The organism is Muribacter muris, from assembly GCF_004569585.1.
GTDB classification, from domain to species: Bacteria; Pseudomonadota; Gammaproteobacteria; order Enterobacterales; family Pasteurellaceae; genus Muribacter; species Muribacter muris.
This window is the reverse complement of the sequence record NZ_SPPA01000003.1, coordinates 58661-78786: the sequence shown is the minus strand read 5'-3', so window position 1 is coordinate 78786 and position 20126 is coordinate 58661. Positions and strand designations below refer to the sequence as shown.

The following is a 20126-nucleotide window of genomic DNA, read 5'->3' as shown; positions in this document are numbered from 1 at the left end:
AGAAATTTATCGCAAAAACGATTGATTTTTCACCACTTATTTCAAACTACATCACCACCACATCAAATTGATCTTGGTGATAATAACTTTCCGATTTGATTTCGACTTTTTTCCCCAAAAAGACTTCCAATTCCGCCAATAAGGCGTGGGATTCTTCGTTAATCAAATACTCCGCCACAGTTCTTGCCGCATAAACCACATAACGTTCGGACGGATACAAATGATGCACCCGCACCACTTCCCGCAGGATTTCATAACAGACGGTTTCAATACTCTTGATCGTGCCACGTCCTTTGCAAGACGGGCAATCACAACACAGCACCCGCTCTAAACTTTCCCGTGTGCGTTTGCGGGTCATCTCCACTAAGCCGAGCTGGGTAAAGCCGTTTACATTAGTCTTCACCCGATCGCCTTTCAAGGCTAGTTGCAACGATTCCAACACCCGCTGGCGATGTTCATCTTCTTGCATATCAATAAAATCAATAATGATAATCCCGCCCAAATTGCGTAGCTGTAACTGGTGAGCAATCGCCTGTGTTGCCTCAATGTTGGTATTAAAAATCGTATGGGCTAAATTACGATGCCCGACAAAAGCACCTGTGTTAATATCAATCGTCGTCATCGCCTCGGTCTGCTCAATAATTAAATAGCCGCCCGACTTCAGATCTACCCGTTTATCCAGTGCTTTTTGAATCCCTTCTTCAATCGAATACAGATCAAATAACGGTTGCTTACCGCTATATAAACGCACCGTATCGGTTAGTTCCGGCATAAATTCCGCTAAAAATTCTTTCACCTGTTCATAGGTCATTTTTGAATCAATCTGAATGGAATGAATGCGCGTGCCGACAAAATCCCGCAAAACCCGCTGCGCTAATGCTAACTCGCCATAAAGCATTGATTTGGCAGGGTATTTCGCTTTACGTTCCAGCACTTTCCGCCATAACCGTTTCAAAAAAGCCACATCTTGTTGCAAGCTCTCCTCACTTACCTCCTCCGCCGCCGTACGCACGATAAAACCGCCTAGCTCATCACAATAGGGCTCAACCAATGCTTTTAGGCGGTTACGCTCGTCTTCGCTCTCGATCCGTTGCGACACACCGACGTGGCTGTTTTCCGGCATAAAGACCAAATAACGAGAAGGCAAGGTAATATCGGTAGTCAATCTTGCCCCTTTTGTGCCAAGCGGATCTTTAACCACTTGCACCACAATATCCTGCCCTTCCCGCACCAGCTCACTGATATTTTTCACTACAAATTGTTTTTTCTCATTTTCATCGACACATTCAGTGTGCGAAACAATATCCGAAGCGTGCAAAAATGCTGCCTTTTCCAAGCCGATATCAACAAATGCCGACTGCATTCCCGGCAGCACACGGGTAATCCGCCCTTTATAAATATTGCCGACAATGCCCCGCTTCGCTTCCCGCTCTACGTGCAGCTCTTTCAATACCCCGTTTTCGACTAAAGCCACCCGAGTTTCGCTCGGCGTAACATTCACTAATAATTCGCAATTCATTTGGTTTATCTTGACAAAACTGAAATTCGGCGAAGATTTTATCACTAACACGCGGTCGGTTTGTGAAATTTTTTTGCAAAATACCGACTATCGTTTTATTTCCGCAGCGGAATTTGGTAGTCTGCACGCTATTTTAGTTAATTGAGAAAAACTATGACGCAAACCTTTATTTTAGGCAAAGATGCCGCCCTTGAAGACAGCATCGCTAGCTTTCAAACCAAGCTGAAGAATTTGGGCTTTGATATTGAAGAAGCCTCGTGGCTCAACCCTGTGCCGAACGTCTGGTCGGTGCATATCCGTGATGCCGACTGCCCGCAATGTTTCTCTAACGGCAAAGGCGCAAGCCAAAAAGCCGCCCTTGCTTCCGCATTGGGTGAATATTTTGAGCGTTTATCCACCAACTATTTTTGGGCGGATTTCTATTTAGGCAAAGCAATCGCCGACAGTGAATTTGTTCACTATCCAAACGAAAAATGGTTTGCGGTCGAGGACGAAGAAACTCTCCCAAGCGGGCTGTTAGATCCGTTTTTACACCAATATTTCAACCCGAATGGTGAACTGACGCCCGATTTACTGATCGATCTACAATCGGGGAATACCGAGCGGGGTATTGTTGCCTTGCCTTACACCCGCCAGTCCGATCAACAAACGGTTTATATCCCGCAAAGTATTATAGGCAATCTGTTTGTCTCAAACGGAATGTCCGCCGGCAATACCAAAAACGAAGCCAGAGTACAAGGGCTGTCGGAAGTGTTTGAACGCTATGTCAAAAACCGCATTATCACCGAGGCAATCAGCCTACCGGAAATTCCGCAGTCCGTGATTGACGGCTACCCGACCATTAAAGCCTCAATTGAAAAACTGGAACAAGAAGGCTTTCCAATCCTCTGCTACGATGCCTCCCTCGGCGGCGAATTTCCGGTTATCTGCGTGATTTTACTCAACCCGCACAACGGCACTTGCTTTGCCTCTTTCGGTGCGCACCCTCATTTCCAAGTGGCATTTGAGCGTACCGTTACCGAGCTGTTACAAGGGCGCAGCCTAAAAGATTTGGACGTTTTCGCCCCGCCGTCTTTCAACAATGATGACGTTGCCGACCACGCCAATTTAGAGACCCATTTCATCGACTCAAGTGGTCTGATTTCGTGGGATCTTTTCAAACGTGATGCCGATTACCCGTTTGTACACTGGGATTTTGCCGGCACAACGGAACAGGAATTTGCCAACTTAATGGCGATTTTCAACAAGCATAACCAAGAAGTCTATATTATGGATTATCAACATCTCGGCGTGTATGCCTGCCGTATTCTTGCACCGGGAATGTCGAACATCTACCCGTCCGATGATCTCATTTATGCCAACAACAATATGGGAATGGACTGGCGCGAAATCTTGCTTGATCTGCCGTATTTCCATCACGACCGTGAAACCTACCAAACGCTACTGGACGAATTGGACGAGCAAGGGATTGACGATCTCACCCGTGTGCGTGAATTTATCGGCGTGGTGGCGGAGAAAGGGGCGGCACTCCAAACGCTACGGGTTGGGGAATTAAAATCAATGCTGCACCTCGCCTTAGGCAACTTAGAAGAGGCATTGGATTGGGCAAGCTGGACGGCAAATATGAACGCCAGCGTGTTCAGCCCTGAACGCAATAACTACTACCGCTGCTTAATCAGTAGCTTAGAGCTGTTCCTTGACGAAAGCCGTGAACCGACACAATATCGTGCTGTTTTTGAGAGAATGTACGGGCAACAAGCGGTTGAATTTGCCTGGAATGCGGTAAACGGCGGCAATCCGTTCCACGGTTTACAAGGCTCGGACGAAAGCCTCACCAATATGGCAGCTCACCAAAAACTGTTGGCAGCCTATCAGAAATTGCAAAAAGCTAAAGCAGCTTATTACGCCGCCTAACCTTAGTTTAGGCATAACGTTTCTAACAAAAGCCCCGCATTGCGAGGGCTTTATTTTTGCTGTTTTAACAATGAATTATTGATTAACCTTTACCGGAAAACAACGGTAGAGTTGCATCTCTCTATCGGACATAAACGGATAACGGCACTGGGTTTTCAGATGATTAATTTCATCAATGGAAAGCGGCTGCTGTGCACCGACTCGCAATTCTTCTTCAGACAAACCTGACTCGTTTTCCGCATTACTGTACGAGGCTGCCGATTTTACCCGCTGATGTTGCTCTTTTTTCACCTGCTCTTTTACCGGCATTACTTTTTTAGGCACTTTCGGTTCGCTCACTTGAGCCGTTTTCGCAACCGCTGTTTTCACCGCCGTATTCTCCTGTTTTGCCTCAACGGCTTTCTCCGTGGCAGTCGGCTCGGCATTTTCAGTAGCGGGCGATACCGGATTATCTGCCGCCGGCTTTGCCTGCGTACTATTTTGATCCGCAGCAGCATTTGCAGATGTTGGCACAGAACTGACCGCTTGCACGCTTTCTGCCTCATTTGTCGTTTTATCCGCGTGCACCGTTACCGCACTTTCCTCATTCGCATTTTTCACCGCCTCGACAGGCTTAGCTTGTGGCTCTGATTGCGAACTGCTCGGCGCACTCCCTGTCGGCACGCTGTTTTTTTCATTCCCGTCGCACCCGGACAGTAACAACGCTAATCCCATTAGCGTGATGATTTTTTTCATTTTAGTTTCCTCAAAAAAGGCGAATAGTTGCCTACTCGCCAAACAGATTAACGCATTGTAACAAATTCTTCCGAACCGGTCGGGTGAATGGCAACCGTATTATCAAAATCGGCTTTGGTCGCGCCCATTTTGATCGCCACCGCAAAGCCTTGAATCATCTCATCAACGCCGAAGCCTATGCCGTGTAAGCCGACCACCTTTTGCTCTGCGCTGACACACACTAACTTCATTCGGCACGGCTGGCGGTGTTGTGTTACGGCACTGTACATCGGCGTAAACGATGACTGGTACACTTTCACATTTTCCGCCCCATACTGCTCAATCGCTTTCGGCTCGGTTAAACCGATCGTGCCAATCGGCGGGTGGCTGAACACAACGGTCGGCACAAGGTTGTAATCCAAATGCTCGTTCGGTTTGTTGTTAAATAACCGCTCGGACAATCTACGCCCTGCCGCAACCGCCACCGGCGTCAGCTCAATGCCGCCCTCGATAATATCGCCAACCGCATAAATCCCCGCCACATTGGTATTTTGGAATTTATCCACCTTAATAAAGCCACGTGCATTTGTCGCTACACCTGCTGCGTCCAAATTGATGTTATCCGTTGCCGGTTCACGCCCAATCGCCCAAATCAAGCAATCAACCGTCTGTTCGTTGCCGTTTTCCAACTTGAGCGTAACGGAGTTATCCGCATTTTTTACCACTTCTTGCGGAATAGAATGGCTGTGTAAGTGAATGCCGTCTTGCGCCATTACCTCAAGCAATGTTTCCACAATCAGCGGATCAAATTGGCGCAATGGGGCGTGCTGGCGTACAAATAAATGGGTTTCTGCCCCAAGGCTATTCATCACACCCGCCAGCTCCACCGCAATATACCCCGCACCGACAACCGCCACTCGCTTTGGTAACGCCGTCAGCTCAAATACCCCGTCCGAATCAATGCCGTATTCCGCCCCTTTGATGTTTGGGCGGCTCGGACGCCCGCCGGTAGCAATCAAAATGTGATCGGCGGTGATCTGTTCGCCGTTCACCTCAAGGGTATTGGCATTCACAAACTTGGCAAAACCGTTGATCACATCAATACTATTTTTGGCTAATACATTATGGTAAGAGGTGTGAATCCGGCTGATGTAAGCGGTGCGATTTTCGACTAATTTCGCAAAATTGAAATTATTCACTTTCACATCAAAACCGTAATCCGGTGCATATTGGTGAATGGCTTCGGCAATCTGTGCACCGTAAAACATCACTTTTTTCGGCACGCAGCCGACATTAACACAAGTCCCGCCAAGTTGTTTGGCTTCAATAATCGCACATTTTTTGCCGTAGCTTGCCGCACGATTAACGGAGGCAATCCCGCCGCTCCCGCCGCCAATGGCAATATAATCATAGTGTTTAGTCATAACATTTCCTTTTAAAATACAAGCGGTAAGATTCTAGCAATTTTTTGCAAAGAACTGAAATAGTTGCGGATAATAAAAAAGGACGCTTTTCAGCGTCCCTCATTTATCCGACTTTAACGATTAAAGTGCAGATTTTGCTTTCTCAACTAATGCAGCGAAAGCGACTTTATCAAATACAGCGATATCCGCTAAAATCTTACGGTCGATCTCAACAGATGCTTTTTTCAAGCCGTTGATAAATTTGCTGTAAGATAAGCCGTTTTGACGTGCTGCCGCATTGATACGCGCAATCCATAATTGACGGAATTGACGTTTACGCTGACGGCGGTCACGGTAAGCATATTGTGCCGCTTTAACAACGGCTTGGAAAGCAACACGATACACGCGTGAACGTGCACCATAATAACCTTTAGCAGCCTTAAGAACTTTCTTATGGCGTGCTCTTGCAATAACACCACGTTTTACACGAGCCATTATTTAAATCTCCTACGTTATTTTAGAACCTAAAGTCCTACATTTATAAAAACTAAAAAATCGACTAACCGTACGTTGGGCTTAATACGCTTATGCGTATGGTAAGCAGGCAACGACTAACACTTGGTCTGCTTTCGCAACCATTGATTTATGACGTAAATGACGTTTACGTTTAGTGGTTTTCTTAGTCAAAATGTGACGTAAGTGAGATTGTTTACGTTTGAAACCGCCGGACGCTGTTTTTTTGAAACGCTTAGCAGCACCACGTACTGTTTTAATTTTTGGCATTGTTTAATAACTCCGCATTGTTGTTTAACATCATTATAATTAGGCGAATCAAGCGGTGAGATTGGCAAATAATTTTACCAATCTGCCCGCTTGCTTACTTGAACTGCGCTAATTATTTCTTTTTCGGGGCAAGCACCATAACTACTTGGCGACCTTCAAGTTTGCCCGGTGCGGATTCCACCACGGCAAGCTCGGCTAAATCGTTTTTAACACGTTCCAGCACGTCCATTCCAATTTCTTGGTGAGCCATTTCACGCCCGCGGAAGCGAACCGTGATTTTAGCTTTATCCCCGTCTTCCAAAAAGCGAATCAGGCTGCGTAGTTTTACCTGATAGTCGCCTTCGTCTGTGCCGGGACGGAATTTAATTTCCTTCACCTGCACAACTTTCTGCTTTTTCTTCTGCTCTTTTGCGGATTTGGTCTTTTCGTAAATAAACTTACCGTAGTTCATAATACGACAAACAGGCGGCTCGGCATTTGGGCTGATTTCAACTAAGTCTAATTCCGCTTCTTCGGCTTTTGCCAAGGCTTCTTGAATAGACACAATCCCGATTTGTTCGCCGTCTTGGTCGGTTAAACGAACCTCTTTTACACGAATCTCATCATTGATGCGATGAGCCCGATTTGTCTGAACACGTTTGACAGGTTTAATAATACATTCCTCTTGTAAATTTTATTCACGATCATACCGCTTGCAGAAGCTATGATACCTCAATCTCTCTAATGAGAGAAAAACGGGCGATATTTTACCCGTTCTCTCTCCGTTAAGCAAGCAACTTTGCTCGGATTGACGAAATTATTTAATCACGTCCAAGCCGTTCATATAAGGGCGTAATACCTCCGGCACGGTGATTGAACCGTCCGCATTTTGGTAGTTTTCCAGCACCGCCACCAATGTCCGACCGACAGCCAACCCTGACCCGTTCAGCGTATGCACAAGGCGGGTTTTCTTCTCGCCTTTGGCTTTACAACGGGCTTGCATACGGCGGGCTTGGAAATCCCACATATTTGAGCAAGACGAAATTTCACGGTAGGTGTTTTGTGCCGGCAGCCAGACTTCCAAATCGTAGGTTTTCGCCGCACTAAAGCCCATATCGCCGGAACAGAGCAACATTTTGCGGTACGGCAAGCCAAGTAGTTGCAGCACGTTTTCGGCGTGTCCGGTTAATTCTTCCAACGCTTCCATTGATTTTTCCGGTGCAACGATTTGCACCATTTCCACTTTATCAAATTGGTGCATTCGGATTAAGCCACGCGTATCACGCCCGTAAGATCCCGCTTCCGCACGGAAACACGGAGTGTGAGCGGTATATTTGAGCGGTAAGCTCTCTTCATCTAAGATCTCATCTCGCACTAAATTGGTTACCGGCACTTCGGCGGTCGGAATCAGTGCATACGGTTTTTGCACTTCATTCGGATCTTGCCCTTCAAGCGGTTGGGTATGGAACAGATCTTCACCAAATTTCGGTAATTGCCCCGTGCCGTACAGGGTGTCGTGATTAACCAAATAAGGCACATAGGTTTCCGTATAGCCGTGTTGCTCGGTGTGTAAATCCAACATAAATTGACTCAATGCACGGTGTAAACGGGCGATTTGTCCTTTCATCACCACAAAACGGCTGCCGGTCAATTTCACCCCAGCCGGAAAATCCAAGCCGACTAACTGCTCGCCAAGGCTGACGTGATCTTTGACCTCAAAATCAAACTGACGAGGCGTTCCCCAACGGGAAATTTCTACGTTTTCACTGTCATCTTTACCAATCGGCACTTCTTCCGCCGGCAAATTCGGAATGGATAACAATAATTCACGCACTTCCCCCTGCACTTTATCCAGCTCCGATTTTGCTTGGGCGAGAGCATCGCCCATTGAATCCACTTCGGCTAACAGGGCACTAATATCTTCGCCACGGGCTTTCGCCGCCCCGATATTTTTGGAACGGGCATTACGCTCTGCCTGCAAGGTTTCTGTTTTGACCTGCAAGGCTTTACGCTGTTCCTCAAGGGCGGCAACCTTTTGTGCGTCTAAACTGAAACTGCGTTTTGTCTTGAGAATTTGGGCGACGTCATCTAAATGTGTCCGAAGAAGATTTTGATCAATCATTGTGTATCCTTAATTATCTGTTAGCATTTTTCATAATTCGATCTTTGGCGATTTTCCACTCACGATCCTTCAGGTCTTCCCGCTTATCGTGCAGTTTCTTCCCTTTCGCCAATCCGATTTTGACCTTCGCCCACGCCTGTTTCCAATAGAGCGAAAGGGCAACTACCGTAAAGCCGTCTCGGTTCACTTTTCCGAACAGGGAATCCAATTCCCGCTTATTTAACAATAACTTACGGGTGCGAGTCGGATCGCAGACAATATGGGTTGAAGCAACATTCAACGGCGTAATCATCGCCCCGAACAAAAAAGCCTCACCGTTGCGGAAAATCACATAACTATCACTAATATTTACTTTGCCCGCCCGCATAGACTTCACTTCCCAGCCTTGCAGTTCAAGCCCTGCTTCAATTTCATCTTCAATAAAATATTCGTGGCGAGCCCGTTTATTCAGGGCAATCGTATTGGAGGCCACCTTTGGTTTTTTACTCATAATCCCAATTCATCTATCAAAATTGCCCAAGATTGTACCCTAAATAGCACAAAGTTGAAATTCACAAGCGGGCGTTTATGTCGGAAAATTTGCAAAACATCGCCCCGCCTATCCAATGCCACGTTGCACGCCGTTATCATTGAGTGATCGTCTTACGGCTCCTATTGCAAAAAATCCCCGCTATCGACCCGCTTTCACCCGCTAATCAAATTGATCCGCTAAGATAAATTGCAACACAGCATCCATTCGGAAATGCGGAATGGCATCGGCAAAATCAAGTTTACGGGGTTCAAACTGATCAAACTCAAACCGATTGGTTTGCCAGTAGGTCGGGCTGGGTAGTCGGCTCGGCACACTGCCGGGGTAGAGGGTAATCTGCTTGTTATCTCGGCTGCGCGTTCCCCTTATTGCCTTAAGTTTCTCGCCATTTTGGGTGGCAATGACCGCTTCAGTCGCACGGATTGCAGCAATCGCTTGAAAAGCGGTTTCAATCCCGTCAAACTCCGCGTGCCGCCCCCCTTCCTGAACCAACTGGCGCATTAGGCTTTCTAAATGGGGAATTTGATCCGCCGTGATGTGATCCGCTTTGCTGGCAACAAATAACAATTTGTCGATTTGGGCGGAGAACAAACGGTTGAACAAGGAGCGGCTGCCATAATGAAAATGTTTAAAGAGTTGTTGCAAGCCGATTTTCATCTCAATAAACGCTTCGTGGCTGTGATTAAGCGGTGTCAGGCAATCGGCTAAAATCACTTGACGATCGAATTGCGCAAAATAATCTTGGTAAAACGGTTTAACAATTTTCTGCTGATAATGGGCATAACGCTTTTTCAGGGTCTGAAAAATACTGTGCGGCGGGCTGTTTTCCAAGATCTGCCACTGTTCCTCATTCAAATGCAGCAGCGGGAAAAATTGGTAAACCGGCGCTCCCTTCTCACTGTTCGGCAAAACAAAACGCCCCGGCTGGATATATTGCATTCCGGCGGCTTTGCAGGTCAGCAAATAGTCGGTATATTCCGCACTTAACGCAGCCAGTTGATTTTCATCGGCTTTCACCGCCAAATCCAGCCCTTCCACCTTCGTCTGCCACGCCTGCGCCAATTTCGCCCGCTCACCGTGATGCACCGCCTGCTGTGCCTGCGACCACTGTTTGAACGATTGCGATAGCAACGGCAAATCCAACAGCCATTCCCCCGGATAGTCAAAAATATCCAAATATAAGGTGCTTTGTTCTTTGAAATGGCGTAACAGGCTATCCCGCCGCTGATAGCGAATTGCCAGGCGGATTTCACTGATTCCGGTGGTCGAAGCCGGCCAGTGTGGCGGCTCTGTCTCTAAACATTGGCGGTTTTTATCATATTCAAAACGGGTAATGGTTAAATCTTGCTGTTCCACCCGCTTGACCGAGAGAATTTGCCCGCTGCGAGCCGGCAAAAATAGGTTGAGATGGGCATTCTCTTGTGTATTGATATGCAACAGTTGATCGACCAAGCTGGTGATAAAGGCGGTTTTGCCGCTGCGGCTCAAACCGGTTACGGCTAAACGTAAATGGTTGTCTAGCCCTCGTTGCACAAAGCGGTGCAATTTGTGTTGTAATTGATGAAACATTTTATCGGTCAATAAGCAAAAATTCGTTAAAATATAGCAAATAATCAGTTTAAAACCTAGAAAAACGGGGGATAAATGGAAAACGAAATTGAATTGAAATTGATGCTGAATGCGGACAATATTCCTGTGATGTTAAATTGGCTCGCCCGCTTGCCGAGCCTTGCACAAGGGCAGGATCTGTTGGCAAATTGCTACTACGACACCGCCGATCAATTTTTTGCCCATCATAAAATGGGGCTAAGGGTGCGGACAAAAAATCAGCGGCACGAGCTTACACTCAAAACCGCCGGTAATATTGTCGGCGGTTTGCATATTCGACCTGAATACAATTTAGCGTTGCCGAACAACCAACCGGATTTCGCCGCCCTTGTAGCGCATTATCAGCTCCAATTTGGCGATATTGGCGAGCTTCACCCCATTTTCAGCACCGATTTTGAGCGGCAATATTGGCTGGTAGCCTACCAAGGCTCGCAGATTGAAATCGCTCTCGATCAAGGTTGGATCAAAAATGCTTTCGGCAAAGCCCCTATTTGTGAGTTGGAATTTGAGCTAAAACAGGGCAAAATTGCCGATTTGTTTGATCTGCTTGACACCCTGCCAAATGCCTCCGGAATATGGTTGAGCAGCTTGAGCAAAGCACAGCGGGGCTATTTGGTCGGCAACGCCGCAGAGATTGCAAAAAACACCGCAAAACTGACCGCTTGCCACAGAGAAATACGCTCACCCATCGAGCAATATCAACAAGAACAGCAGTTGGTGGATTTTATCCGCCTTACCCAAGATCCCGCACTGATCGCCCTGTATCATCAGCAAAATCCCGATCAACCGATTGACTCCGTGGATTATCTTTACAGTAACGCCTATTTAGCCCGCAACCTTGCGATAATGCGTTCGCTCGCCCTCCGCTAAGTGAAAAGAAAAGGCGCAAACGCGCCTTTAATTATTTGACTAACTCGAAAGTTTGGGTTTGGAAAATAATATCATTGACTTGAATATCAACTTTATATGTCCCTAATGGGTCTTTATCGTCAAAACGCCAGCATCTACCGAATGAATCACTATTGTTTGGCACCATTGTAGTAATCTTGTGGGTTTTCTTATCTTTTGAGCTTTCTACCGTTGCTCCCTCCGAATTAAATTGCGATGCCTTCGGGGTTACAAACACTTCAATAACTTTATTTTGCATTTGAAACGGCACATTATAGGCTGTCCAACACAATCTGTGATTCTGATTTTTCAAGGAATAAGCCAGTCCGACATTTTTAGCAATTTTAGCAATTTGCGAACTAATATCCACAACACCAAACTGCACCACTGGTGTATTTTGCATTGGTTGATTCGGTGGCACTTCACTGCCTGCAAATACCGAGGCGGAAAAAAATGCCAATGCGACTAAAGATTTCTTCATTCTACGACTCCGATAATGATTGTTGTTGATGTGCCTCTCGCAACTGTTTGGCAACGATGGCGATCGCCTCACCACTACTGATCCCCTGCTGCATCAAGGCTTGAATCTGTTCAACAGCCTGTTGCTGCTGCTCGTGGGTTAAACTTAAAAGTGCATTATCCATATTTGATCTCATCTGTCTAATAAAAATCGGGAAACGACCAGCCAAACCGTGCAAAAAGCTGCTGCCACTGGCTATCAAGCGGTGCGTTTATCATCATTTTTTGCAAATTATAAGGGTGGGTAAACTGCAAGCTGCGTGCGTGTAAAAAGAGCCGATCAACGCCGATATTTGCCGTTAATGCGCGATTTTGATGTAAATCGCCGTAATTGGTATCGCCCATAATCGGGTGAAACAGGTGCTTTAAATGGCGGCGAAGTTGATGTTTTCGTCCGGTTTTCGGGCTCAATTTCACTAAGCTATAACGGGCAGTGGCAAATTTCCCTGCCGGATAGGGCATTTCAACCTGTGCTAAAGTAGCATAGTCGGTTACCGCCGGTTGCGCTGCTTTCGGTTGGGCAAATTTATCCGCAATTTTGTCCAGTTGCACTTTGAGCGGATAATCAATGTGCCCCTCCCCGTGCAGATAACCCCGCACGACCGCCAAATACTGTTTTTCCACCTGATGGTGTTCAAATTGTTGGCTCATAATGCGGGCAGTATCATTGTCAAGGGCGAACAGTAATACGCCCGAGGTCGGGCGGTCAAGCCGATGAATCGGGAAAACGTGCTGCCCGATTTGATCCCGCAGGCTTTGCATCGCAAACACGGTTTCGTGCTTATCCAACCAGCTTCGATGCACCAACATTCCCGCCGGTTTGTTTATTGCAATCAAATGTTCGTCGCGGTAGAGAATATCCAGCATCATTCGGTTTTCAAGAGGGTTTCGAGTTTGAGCAATGGCTGGTGTAACGCCGCTAAATACGGCTCGTCTTTCAAGGCTTCTTCCAAATACGGCGTAATCGCAAAATTGCGTGGTAGCTCTGCCCCTGCCTCCAATATTGCCTGCATTCTGGGGATAAAAATCCATTGCAACCATTGGCTTGGGGTCAGCACGTTCACACAAAACGGATCGGTATTGGCTAATTTCTCCGGCGGGGGCGGCGTTTCTTCCCATAATTGATGCACTCTCAAGGCAATTTGCAATTCCCCCAGCAGTGCGCCGACTTGAGTTTTCATAGATTATCCTTTATAAAGCGTACATTAGCGGCAAAATATAAGGATAAAATATGCAAAATCAACCCACCATTCTCCAAAAGATTGTTAAAGACAAAGCTGTTTGGCTCGCCAAGCAGCAACAACGCTTGCCCCTTGCCGATTTTCAAGCACAACTGACCGCTTGCGATCGTGATTTTTATCACGCCTTATCGGTCGATACGCATCAGTGCCCGGTCTATATTTTGGAATGTAAAAAAGCCTCGCCGTCTAAAGGGTTAATCCGTGCCGATTTTAATTTAGAAGCGATTGCACAGGTGTATCGCCATTATGCCGCTGTGATCTCGGTACTGACTGACGAAGCCTATTTCCAAGGGGATTTCCGTTATCTTGAGCAAGTCCGCCGCCAAGTCAGCCAGCCCGTTTTGTGTAAAGATTTTATTATCTCGCCTTATCAAATCTACCTTGCCCGCTACTATCAAGCCGATGCCGTTTTGCTGATGTTGTCGGTACTGGACGATGAAAGCTACCGCCGGTTAAGCGATATTGCCCATTCACTTGGAATGGGGGTTTTGACCGAAACCAGCAACGAGCAGGAATTTGAACGGGCGCTTGCCCTGCAAGCCAAAGTGATCGGCGTTAATAACCGAAACTTGCACGATTTGTCGATTGATATGCTGCGCATTGTCCGTTTGGTCGAAAAATACCAAGATCGCATTCCGCCCGACACATGTCTGATTAGCGAATCCGGCATTTATGATCATCAACAAGTACGGCAAATCAAACCGTTTGCACACGGCTTTCTCATCGGCAGCAGTTTAATGGGGAATGCCGATCTCAACGGTGCGGTCAGAGCCATTATCTATGGTGAAAATAAAGTGTGCGGTTTAACCCGCCCGCAAGATGTCAGCACTGCCTATCAAGCTGGGGCGCTATACGGCGGGCTGATCTTTGCCGAAAACTCGCCCCGAGCCGCGTCGCTACGCCAAGCGCAAGAACTGGTAACCCAAGCACCGCTGCGGTTTGTCGGCGTATTCCAAGATCAAGCGGTCGAATTTGTCGAAAAAATAGCAAAACAGCTCGAACTCTACGCCGTACAGCTACACGGTAATGAAGATGATGGCTACATTGAAACGCTGCGTACAAAGCTGGGAGAGCAAACACAGATTTGGCGTGCGGTTTCGATTAAGCCGAACCAAACCGAGTGCCATTTTTCGGATAACCCGCTCATCTCACGTTATGTATTGGATAGCAAAACCGCAGGGCAACAAGGCGGTACGGGCGTGAGCTTTGATTGGCACTGCATTCCGAGCGAAATTAAACCCAAAGCATTACTTGCCGGCGGGATCGGGCTTCACAATATTGATAGCGCCCTCGCACAAGGCTGCTTAGGCGTGGATCTCAACTCCGGCGTAGAAAGTGCCAAAGGGGTGAAAGATGCCGAAAAAATCCGTCGCCTGTTTTCTCACATTGTTGAAGCCTAGGGGGTGTAATGAAAGATCGCTCCGCAGCACTCTTACTGATTTTGGGCTGTGTGTTATTCGGGCTAGGCAGCCTTATCGTCAAATTTGTGCCGGTCGGTACTTATGCCATCGCATTTTGGCGACTGTTGATAGCTACCGGCATTTTTTGGTTGTTACTTAAACTGTACCGCAAACCACTTCCTCGCAACCGTAAGGCAATCGGTTGGGCGGCATTATCGGGGGTTTTGCTCGCTTTCGATCTCGCCTTCTGGCACGAAAGTATCCACGCTGTCGGGCCGGGCATTTCGACACTACTGAACAGTTTGCAAATCTTCTTTTTAGCCGCAATCGGTTGGCTGTTTTTCCACGAAACGCAGAGCAAAATGCAGCTGTTCAGCCTGATACTCGCAGTTATCGGCGTGCTGCTGATCGCCAGCCCCGAACTTAGCCACAATCTACAAGGCGGTTACGGCATTTTTATCGGGCTGCTCTCCGGTGCGTGCTTGGCAGGTTCAATGGCGGCGATCCGTCAGGCACACCAAGCCCAGCCAATCGCCCTTTTCCCGTTAATGTGGATTATCAGTTTCAGCGGCGCATTGGCGCTGATTCTGCCAGCACTGTGGCTGAACCGCTGACACGCTTTACCCAACCACCGCCAAAGACGTTGGTTTAATCGTGATTTACGGCATTGTAATGCAATGTATTGCGTGGGGGCTGATTGCCTACACCATTCCCAAATTAAGCCTTGGCTTAACCGGATTATTACTCTTGAGCGAACCTATTGCAGCATTATTGATTGACGCATTTTGGCTGACAAAACCGATTAACACTTCCCAATGGTGCGGAGCATTTTTGACGCTGCTTGCTATCTATTTAGGCTCAAGCCGAGCCAAACATTAAATTGCCACTTAAATAAATAGCCAAATTGCATAAAAAATTTCTTTTTGCTGATTGACATAGCTATCTAGACGTCTAAAATACAAAACGTCATCTATTTAATAAGCGAGATTTATTCTTATGATTGAGCTGAAGCAAATCAGCAAACAATTTGAGGTCAAAGGACAGAAAATCACGGCATTGGACAACGTGAATTTAACTGTTCCGAAAGGCACGATTTACGGGGTAATCGGCTCGTCCGGTGCGGGTAAAAGTACCCTCATTCGATGTGTGAACCTACTTGAACGCCCGACAATGGGGCAAGTGATCATTGACGGCAAAGATTTAACCGCCTTATCCGAAAACGAGTTAATTCTCGCACGCCGCCAAATCGCAATGATTTTCCAACATTTCAACCTGTTATCATCACGCACCGTGTTTGAAAATGTGGCATTGCCGTTGGAATTAAGTCATACGCCGAAAGCCAATATTGAGAAAAAAGTTACCGAACTATTAAGCCTCGTCGGGCTAGCGGATAAACGGGACGTTTACCCAAGCAACTTATCCGGCGGGCAAAAACAGCGGGTGGCGATTGCCCGTGCGCTTGCCAGCGATCCGCAAGTATTACTCTGCGATGAAGCCACCAGCGCCCTCGATCCCGCCACCACCCAAGCGATTTTGCAGCTACTCAAAGAGATCAACAAGCGTCTTGGCTTAACTATTTTACTGATTACTCACGAAATGGACGTGGTGAAACGTATTTGCGATCGGGTGGCTGTGATTGATAAAGGTCGCCTTGTTGAAAGCGGTTCGGTCAGCGAGATTTTTTCCAACCCGAAAACCGAGTTGGCACAACGCTTTATCCAATCAACATTCCATATTGAGCTGCCGCAGGAATATATCGATCAGCTCTCCCCAACGGTCAGCGACAGCCACTACAAACCGATTATCAAGTTTGAATTTACCGGTCGCTCTGTCGATGCGCCGCTACTTTCCCACGCTTCAAAAAAATTCGGCATTGATTTCAGCATTTTAATGTCGCAAATCGACTATGCCGGCGGAGTGAAATTCGGCTTTGTGATTGCGGAAGTGGAAGGCGATAGCGATGCGATCGCCGAGGCAAAATTCTATTTAATTGATAATAATGTAAAAGTGGAGGTGCTTGGCTATGTGGGCTGATTTTCTCAACCAACTCACCCCGAAAATGTGGGAATTAGTGGCACTGTCCACCTTAGAAACGCTCTATATGGGCTTTGTGGCAACCTTGCTTGCCGTAGTAGTCGGCTTGCCGATCGGCTTTGTCGCCTTTTTAACCGGCAAAGGGGAAATTTTAGAACATAAAGGCTTACACCAAGTATTAGATGTCATCATCAACATCGGGCGTTCCGTGCCGTTTATTATTTTACTGGTGGTACTCTTGCCGTTCACTCGCTTATTAGTCGGCACAACCTTAGGTACAACGGCGGCGATCGTGCCGTTAAGCGTGTCTGCCATTCCGTTCTTTGCCCGTTTAACCGCCAATGCCCTGCTTGAAATCCCAAGCGGTTTAACCGAAGCGGCAAAATCAATGGGCGCAACCAACTGGCAGGTTGTTACCAAATTCTATCTGCCGGAATCCCTGCCGATTTTAATCAACGGCATTACCCTTACCCTCGTGGCACTCATCGGCTACTCGGCAATGGCGGGCGCAGTCGGCGGCGGCGGCTTGGGGAATTTGGCAATTAGCTACGGCGAGCATCGTAATATGGTCTATGTCAAATGGATCGCTACTGTCATTATTGTTGCGATTGTGATGATTAGCCAAAAAGTGGGCGATAACCTCGCCAAACGTTACGATCATCGCTAACCCTTTTCTTTGCAAACACAACATAAGGATCTCCTATGAACTTCAAAAAAATCATCGGTATCGCCCTCGTTTCTGCTTTGGCATTAACGGGCTGTAAAGACGAAAAAAGCCCGCAAAACTCGGCGGAGACACAAAAAATCAAAGTCGGCGTAATGTCCGGCCCTGAACATACCGTGGCGGAAAAAGCGGCGCAAATTGCCAAAGCACAATACGGTTTAGAGGTGGAATTTGTGCTGTTTAACGACTACGCCCTGCCAAATACGGCGGTAAGCAAAGGCGATTTAGACGCTAACGCTTTCCAACACAAACCTTATTTGGATAAAGACACCGCGACTAAAAATTTGGATAATTTAGTGATTGTCGGCAATACCTTTGTCTACCCGTTAGCCGGCTATTCCAAAAAAATCAAAAATGTGGCGGATTTAGCCGAAGGGGCAGTCGTAGCTGTGCCGAACGATCCGAGCAACCTCGCCCGTGCGTTGATCCTGCTTGAGAAACAAGGCTTGATTAAGCTCAAAGATAACACCAACTTATTTGCGACCTCATTAGATATTGTTGAAAATCCGAAAAACCTCAAAATTCAGGAAGTGGATACCTCTGTGGCAGCCAAAGCGTTAGATGATGTTGATTTGGCGGTGGTAAATAACACTTACGCTGGTCAAGTCGGCTTGAATGCGTCCGAACACGGCGTATTTGTGGAAGATAAAGAGTCCCCTTACGTCAATATTATCGTGGCACGTCAAGACAACAAAGAGAGTGCCGCTGTACAAAATTTTGTGAAAGCCTACCAAACGGAAGCGGTTTTCCAAGAAGCCCAAGCCCATTTCAAAGACGGTGTGGTTAAAGGCTGGTAAAAGTCGTAAGCGGTCGGATAGTCGGCAAAATTTGCAAAAAACCGGCTCAAACCGACCGCCTGTTTTCACCTTGTTTACATTTTTCATATTTTTCGTATAAGGAATAAAAATGAACATTAAAAAATTATTCGGTTTAGCCGTGATTTCCGCCTTAGCTTTAACCGGCTGTAAAGAAGAACAAAACACGCAAACTGCCAAAGTAGAAAGCCGTGAAATTAAAATCGGCGTAATGCAAGGCCCTGAAGCACAAGTTGCCGAAGTTGCGGCGAAAATTGCGAAAGAAAAATACGGCTTAAACGTAAAATTAGTGGAGTTTAGTGAATACACGCAACCGAACGATGCGCTACACCGTAAAGATTTAGACGCTAACGCTTTCCAAACCAAACCTTATATGGATCAGGAAAGTAAAGATCGCGGCTATACGTTGGCGATTATCGGCAATACTTTCACTTTCCCAATGGCAGCGTACTCGAAAAAAGTCAAAACCCTTGACGAACTCAAAGACGGCGCACAGATTGCTATTCCAAACAACCCAAGCAACATCGGACGGGCATTACTATTATTGCAAGCGAAAGGGTTAATCAAACTGCAAGACCCAACTAATCTGTTTGCAACCGAAATTGATGTGATTGAAAACCCGAAAAATGTTACGTTCAAACAGGTTGATAGCGCATTACTGCCTCGTACCTTAGATGATGTGGATTTAGCGGTAATCAACAATACCTATGCCGGTCAGGCAGGGCTTACCCCTGAAAAAGACGGCGTTGTGGTTGAAGATAAAGAATCGCCTTATGTCAATTTAATCGTATCCCGTGAAGATAACAAAGATGACGAGGCACTCAAAACCTTTGTGAAAGCGTGGCAGACCGAAGAAGTCTATCAAGCGGCACTCAAACTGTTTGAAGGCGGCGTAGTAAAAGGCTGGTAATTTTAACAGAATGTAGGGACACACTGCGTGTGTCCTTTATAAAAATCAAATTATTTCAATAGGTTCAAACCCGGACACACGCAGTGTGTCCCTACAAGCGAATAAAAAACAACGTTGTGCAACGGCTACATAATATTGAGAAAACACGGGTTATTTGCAAAAATAGCCGCCTTTCTCACCGCTTGCATTTTATTGATTTTTTGATGGATAAGGATTTTTATGAAACTCACCGGATTAGTTAAAGCCATTGCCCTCTCCACTTTATTCACGTTAGCCGCCTGTAATGAAAAGCAGGAAAAGCTGAAAGTCGGCGTTATTTCCGGCCCGGAACACGAAGTAATGGAAGTGGCAGCCAAAGTAGCGAAGGAAATCTATAATCGAGATATTGAATTGGTCGTATTCACCGATTACGCCAGCCCGAACGAAGCGTTAAACAAAGGCGATTTAGATGTGAATGCCTTCCAACACAAACCCTATTTAGACAAACAAATTGAAGATAAAGGCTACAAATTAGTGCCGGTCGGCAATACCTTTGTTTACCCGATTGCCGCCTATTCCAAAAAGATCAAATCATTAGCCGAACTGAAAGACGGAGATAAAATCGCCGTGCCGAACGACCCGACTAATCTGGGCAGATCTTTGATTTTATTGGAAAAGCAAGGGCTGATTAAGCTCAAAGACAGTACCAATTTGCAATCCACCCGTGTGGATATTATTGACAACCCGAAAAATCTAGATATTCAAGAGATCGAAGCTCCCCTTCTGCCAAGAACCCTTGATGATGTGGCATTTTCAATTATCAATACTACTTACGCCGGACAAATCGGTTTAACGCCGACCAAAGACGGTCTTTTTGTGGAAGACAAAGAGTCCCCTTACGTTAATTTGATCGTCGCACGCCAAGCCAACCAAGACAGTCCGCTCGTGAAAGATTTCGTGAAAGCCTACCAATCGGAAGCTGTCTTTAACAAAGCGAACGAGGTCTTCAAAGGCGCAATGGTGAAAGGTTGGGAATAATCGCTAT

At 46.6% G+C, this 20126-nt stretch carries 22 protein-coding genes and 1 pseudogene; 9 read left to right on the top strand and 14 right to left on the bottom strand.

The genetic code is table 11. The features are described from left to right. Positions 1-46 precede the first annotated feature (46 nt). Positions 47-1519, bottom strand: coding sequence for a ribonuclease G (gene rng, locus E4T80_RS02070; RefSeq protein ID WP_047976663.1), 1473 nt, complete (start codon positions 1517-1519; stop codon positions 47-49). Positions 1520-1672: 153 nt separating this feature from the next. On the opposite strand from rng, the gene ycaO reads away from it, so the two are divergent. Beyond that, a complete protein-coding gene (ycaO, locus tag E4T80_RS02065) occupies positions 1673-3433 on the top strand; it encodes a 30S ribosomal protein S12 methylthiotransferase accessory factor YcaO (protein WP_135054494.1) in 1761 nt (586 codons plus the stop codon). A 75-nt stretch (positions 3434-3508) separates the two neighbouring features. Here ycaO and E4T80_RS02060 read toward each other — a convergent pair whose 3' ends face one another. The 9 genes from E4T80_RS02060 to E4T80_RS02025 all read right to left on the bottom strand — a co-directional run bounded on the left by E4T80_RS02060 (position 3509) and on the right by E4T80_RS02025 (position 10532). Next, positions 3509-4168, bottom strand: coding sequence for a hypothetical protein (locus E4T80_RS02060; protein ID WP_135054492.1), 660 nt, complete (start codon positions 4166-4168; stop codon positions 3509-3511). Between the two features lie 47 nt (positions 4169-4215). Next, positions 4216-5571 carry a glutathione-disulfide reductase gene (gene gorA, locus E4T80_RS02055; protein ID WP_135054490.1) on the bottom strand — a complete coding sequence of 452 codons (1356 nt, stop codon included), beginning with the start codon at positions 5569-5571 and terminating at the stop codon, positions 4216-4218. A gap of 120 nt (positions 5572-5691) precedes the next feature. Further along, the gene (rplT, locus tag E4T80_RS02050; protein ID WP_006249240.1) at positions 5692-6045 is read right to left on the bottom strand and encodes a 50S ribosomal protein L20; all 354 of its coding nucleotides are present in this window, start codon (positions 6043-6045) and stop codon (positions 5692-5694) included. 90 nt (positions 6046-6135) lie between these two features. Continuing rightward, a complete protein-coding gene (rpmI, locus tag E4T80_RS02045) occupies positions 6136-6333 on the bottom strand; it encodes a 50S ribosomal protein L35 (protein WP_005596065.1) in 198 nt (65 codons plus the stop codon). A 112-nt stretch (positions 6334-6445) separates the two neighbouring features. After that, positions 6446-6985, bottom strand: coding sequence for a translation initiation factor IF-3 (gene infC, locus E4T80_RS02040; protein WP_084724248.1), 540 nt, complete (start codon positions 6983-6985; stop codon positions 6446-6448). Between the two features lie 144 nt (positions 6986-7129). Continuing rightward, positions 7130-8434, bottom strand: a complete 1305-nt coding sequence (gene serS, locus E4T80_RS02035; RefSeq protein WP_135054488.1) for a serine--tRNA ligase — start codon at positions 8432-8434, stop codon at positions 7130-7132. Positions 8435-8447: 13 nt separating this feature from the next. Further along, positions 8448-8924, bottom strand: a complete 477-nt coding sequence (smpB, locus tag E4T80_RS02030; protein ID WP_135054486.1) for an SsrA-binding protein SmpB — start codon at positions 8922-8924, stop codon at positions 8448-8450. Continuing rightward, positions 8921-9064, bottom strand: a complete 144-nt coding sequence (locus E4T80_RS12945; RefSeq protein WP_194186334.1) for a hypothetical protein — start codon at positions 9062-9064, stop codon at positions 8921-8923. The genes smpB and E4T80_RS12945 overlap by 4 nt, the downstream gene beginning before the upstream one ends. A 61-nt stretch (positions 9065-9125) precedes the next feature. Next, positions 9126-10532, bottom strand: coding sequence for a YcjX family GTP-binding protein (locus E4T80_RS02025; RefSeq protein ID WP_135054484.1), 1407 nt, complete (start codon positions 10530-10532; stop codon positions 9126-9128). 75 nt (positions 10533-10607) lie between these two features. On the opposite strand from E4T80_RS02025, the gene E4T80_RS02020 reads away from it, so the two are divergent. Then, on the top strand, positions 10608-11441 hold the full coding sequence (locus E4T80_RS02020; protein ID WP_135054482.1) for a CYTH domain-containing protein: 834 nt from the start codon (positions 10608-10610) through the stop codon (positions 11439-11441). 31 nt (positions 11442-11472) lie between these two features. Here E4T80_RS02020 and E4T80_RS02015 read toward each other — a convergent pair whose 3' ends face one another. The 4 genes from E4T80_RS02015 to E4T80_RS02000 are packed head-to-tail and all read right to left on the bottom strand — an operon-like array spanning position 11473 to position 13159. Beyond that, positions 11473-11940, bottom strand: a complete 468-nt coding sequence (locus tag E4T80_RS02015) for a hypothetical protein (RefSeq protein ID WP_135054480.1) — start codon at positions 11938-11940, stop codon at positions 11473-11475. Position 11941: 1 nt separating this feature from the next. Continuing rightward, entirely contained in the window at positions 11942-12103 is a 162-nt protein-coding gene (locus tag E4T80_RS02010) for a YoaH family protein (protein ID WP_135054478.1), read from the bottom strand. Positions 12104-12119: 16 nt separating this feature from the next. Next, positions 12120-12848: a tRNA pseudouridine(65) synthase TruC gene (gene truC, locus E4T80_RS02005; RefSeq protein ID WP_135054476.1), complete on the bottom strand. Its 729-nt coding sequence runs from the start codon at positions 12846-12848 to the stop codon at positions 12120-12122. Further along, the gene (locus E4T80_RS02000) at positions 12845-13159 is read right to left on the bottom strand and encodes a YqcC family protein (protein ID WP_135054474.1); all 315 of its coding nucleotides are present in this window, start codon (positions 13157-13159) and stop codon (positions 12845-12847) included. Before E4T80_RS02000 ends, truC begins: the two co-directional genes overlap by 4 nt. A 50-nt stretch (positions 13160-13209) precedes the next feature. On the opposite strand from E4T80_RS02000, the gene trpCF reads away from it, so the two are divergent. The 7 genes and pseudogenes from trpCF to metQ all read left to right on the top strand — a co-directional run bounded on the left by trpCF (position 13210) and on the right by metQ (position 20119). Further along, positions 13210-14619: a bifunctional indole-3-glycerol-phosphate synthase TrpC/phosphoribosylanthranilate isomerase TrpF gene (gene trpCF / locus E4T80_RS01995; protein WP_135054472.1), complete on the top strand. Its 1410-nt coding sequence runs from the start codon at positions 13210-13212 to the stop codon at positions 14617-14619. An 8-nt stretch (positions 14620-14627) separates the two neighbouring features. Next, a pseudogene (locus tag E4T80_RS01990) lies at positions 14628-15498 on the top strand (DMT family transporter). Between the two features lie 117 nt (positions 15499-15615). Next, positions 15616-16653: a methionine ABC transporter ATP-binding protein MetN gene (gene metN, locus E4T80_RS01985; RefSeq protein WP_135054470.1), complete on the top strand. Its 1038-nt coding sequence runs from the start codon at positions 15616-15618 to the stop codon at positions 16651-16653. Then, complete coding sequence (locus tag E4T80_RS01980) at positions 16643-17320, top strand: methionine ABC transporter permease (protein ID WP_047976650.1); 678 nt, start codon at positions 16643-16645, stop codon at positions 17318-17320. Before metN ends, E4T80_RS01980 begins: the two co-directional genes overlap by 11 nt. Positions 17321-17355: 35 nt before the next feature. Next, a complete protein-coding gene (locus tag E4T80_RS01975) occupies positions 17356-18174 on the top strand; it encodes a MetQ/NlpA family lipoprotein (RefSeq protein WP_135054468.1) in 819 nt (272 codons plus the stop codon). A gap of 109 nt (positions 18175-18283) precedes the next feature. Then, entirely contained in the window at positions 18284-19102 is an 819-nt protein-coding gene (locus E4T80_RS01970; RefSeq protein ID WP_135054466.1) for a MetQ/NlpA family lipoprotein, read from the top strand. Between the two features lie 219 nt (positions 19103-19321). Further along, positions 19322-20119, top strand: a complete 798-nt coding sequence (gene metQ / locus E4T80_RS01965; protein WP_135054464.1) for a methionine ABC transporter substrate-binding lipoprotein MetQ — start codon at positions 19322-19324, stop codon at positions 20117-20119. Positions 20120-20126: the final 7 nt, after the last annotated feature.

Coding starts and splice junctions, on each gene's coding strand:
- E4T80_RS02000 (WP_135054474.1), bottom strand. CDS start 13,159: ATGAAAACTCAAGTCGGCGCACTGCTGGGGGAATTGCAAATTGCCTTG.
- metQ (WP_135054464.1), top strand. CDS start 19,322: ATGAAACTCACCGGATTAGTTAAAGCCATTGCCCTCTCCACTTTATTC.
- E4T80_RS12945 (WP_194186334.1), bottom strand. CDS start 9,064: ATGATAACGGCGTGCAACGTGGCATTGGATAGGCGGGGCGATGTTTTG.
- metN (WP_135054470.1), top strand. CDS start 15,616: ATGATTGAGCTGAAGCAAATCAGCAAACAATTTGAGGTCAAAGGACAG.
- E4T80_RS01970 (WP_135054466.1), top strand. CDS start 18,284: ATGAACATTAAAAAATTATTCGGTTTAGCCGTGATTTCCGCCTTAGCT.
- smpB (WP_135054486.1), bottom strand. CDS start 8,924: ATGAGTAAAAAACCAAAGGTGGCCTCCAATACGATTGCCCTGAATAAA.
- truC (WP_135054476.1), bottom strand. CDS start 12,848: ATGATGCTGGATATTCTCTACCGCGACGAACATTTGATTGCAATAAAC.
- gorA (WP_135054490.1), bottom strand. CDS start 5,571: ATGACTAAACACTATGATTATATTGCCATTGGCGGCGGGAGCGGCGGG.
- E4T80_RS02025 (WP_135054484.1), bottom strand. CDS start 10,532: ATGTTTCATCAATTACAACACAAATTGCACCGCTTTGTGCAACGAGGG.
- rpmI (WP_005596065.1), bottom strand. CDS start 6,333: ATGCCAAAAATTAAAACAGTACGTGGTGCTGCTAAGCGTTTCAAAAAA.
- E4T80_RS02010 (WP_135054478.1), bottom strand. CDS start 12,103: ATGGATAATGCACTTTTAAGTTTAACCCACGAGCAGCAGCAACAGGCT.
- rplT (WP_006249240.1), bottom strand. CDS start 6,045: ATGGCTCGTGTAAAACGTGGTGTTATTGCAAGAGCACGCCATAAGAAA.
- ycaO (WP_135054494.1), top strand. CDS start 1,673: ATGACGCAAACCTTTATTTTAGGCAAAGATGCCGCCCTTGAAGACAGC.
- E4T80_RS01980 (WP_047976650.1), top strand. CDS start 16,643: ATGTGGGCTGATTTTCTCAACCAACTCACCCCGAAAATGTGGGAATTA.
- serS (WP_135054488.1), bottom strand. CDS start 8,434: ATGATTGATCAAAATCTTCTTCGGACACATTTAGATGACGTCGCCCAA.
- E4T80_RS02060 (WP_135054492.1), bottom strand. CDS start 4,168: ATGAAAAAAATCATCACGCTAATGGGATTAGCGTTGTTACTGTCCGGG.
- E4T80_RS01975 (WP_135054468.1), top strand. CDS start 17,356: ATGAACTTCAAAAAAATCATCGGTATCGCCCTCGTTTCTGCTTTGGCA.
- E4T80_RS02020 (WP_135054482.1), top strand. CDS start 10,608: ATGGAAAACGAAATTGAATTGAAATTGATGCTGAATGCGGACAATATT.
- rng (WP_047976663.1), bottom strand. CDS start 1,519: ATGAATTGCGAATTATTAGTGAATGTTACGCCGAGCGAAACTCGGGTG.
- E4T80_RS02015 (WP_135054480.1), bottom strand. CDS start 11,940: ATGAAGAAATCTTTAGTCGCATTGGCATTTTTTTCCGCCTCGGTATTT.
- trpCF (WP_135054472.1), top strand. CDS start 13,210: ATGCAAAATCAACCCACCATTCTCCAAAAGATTGTTAAAGACAAAGCT.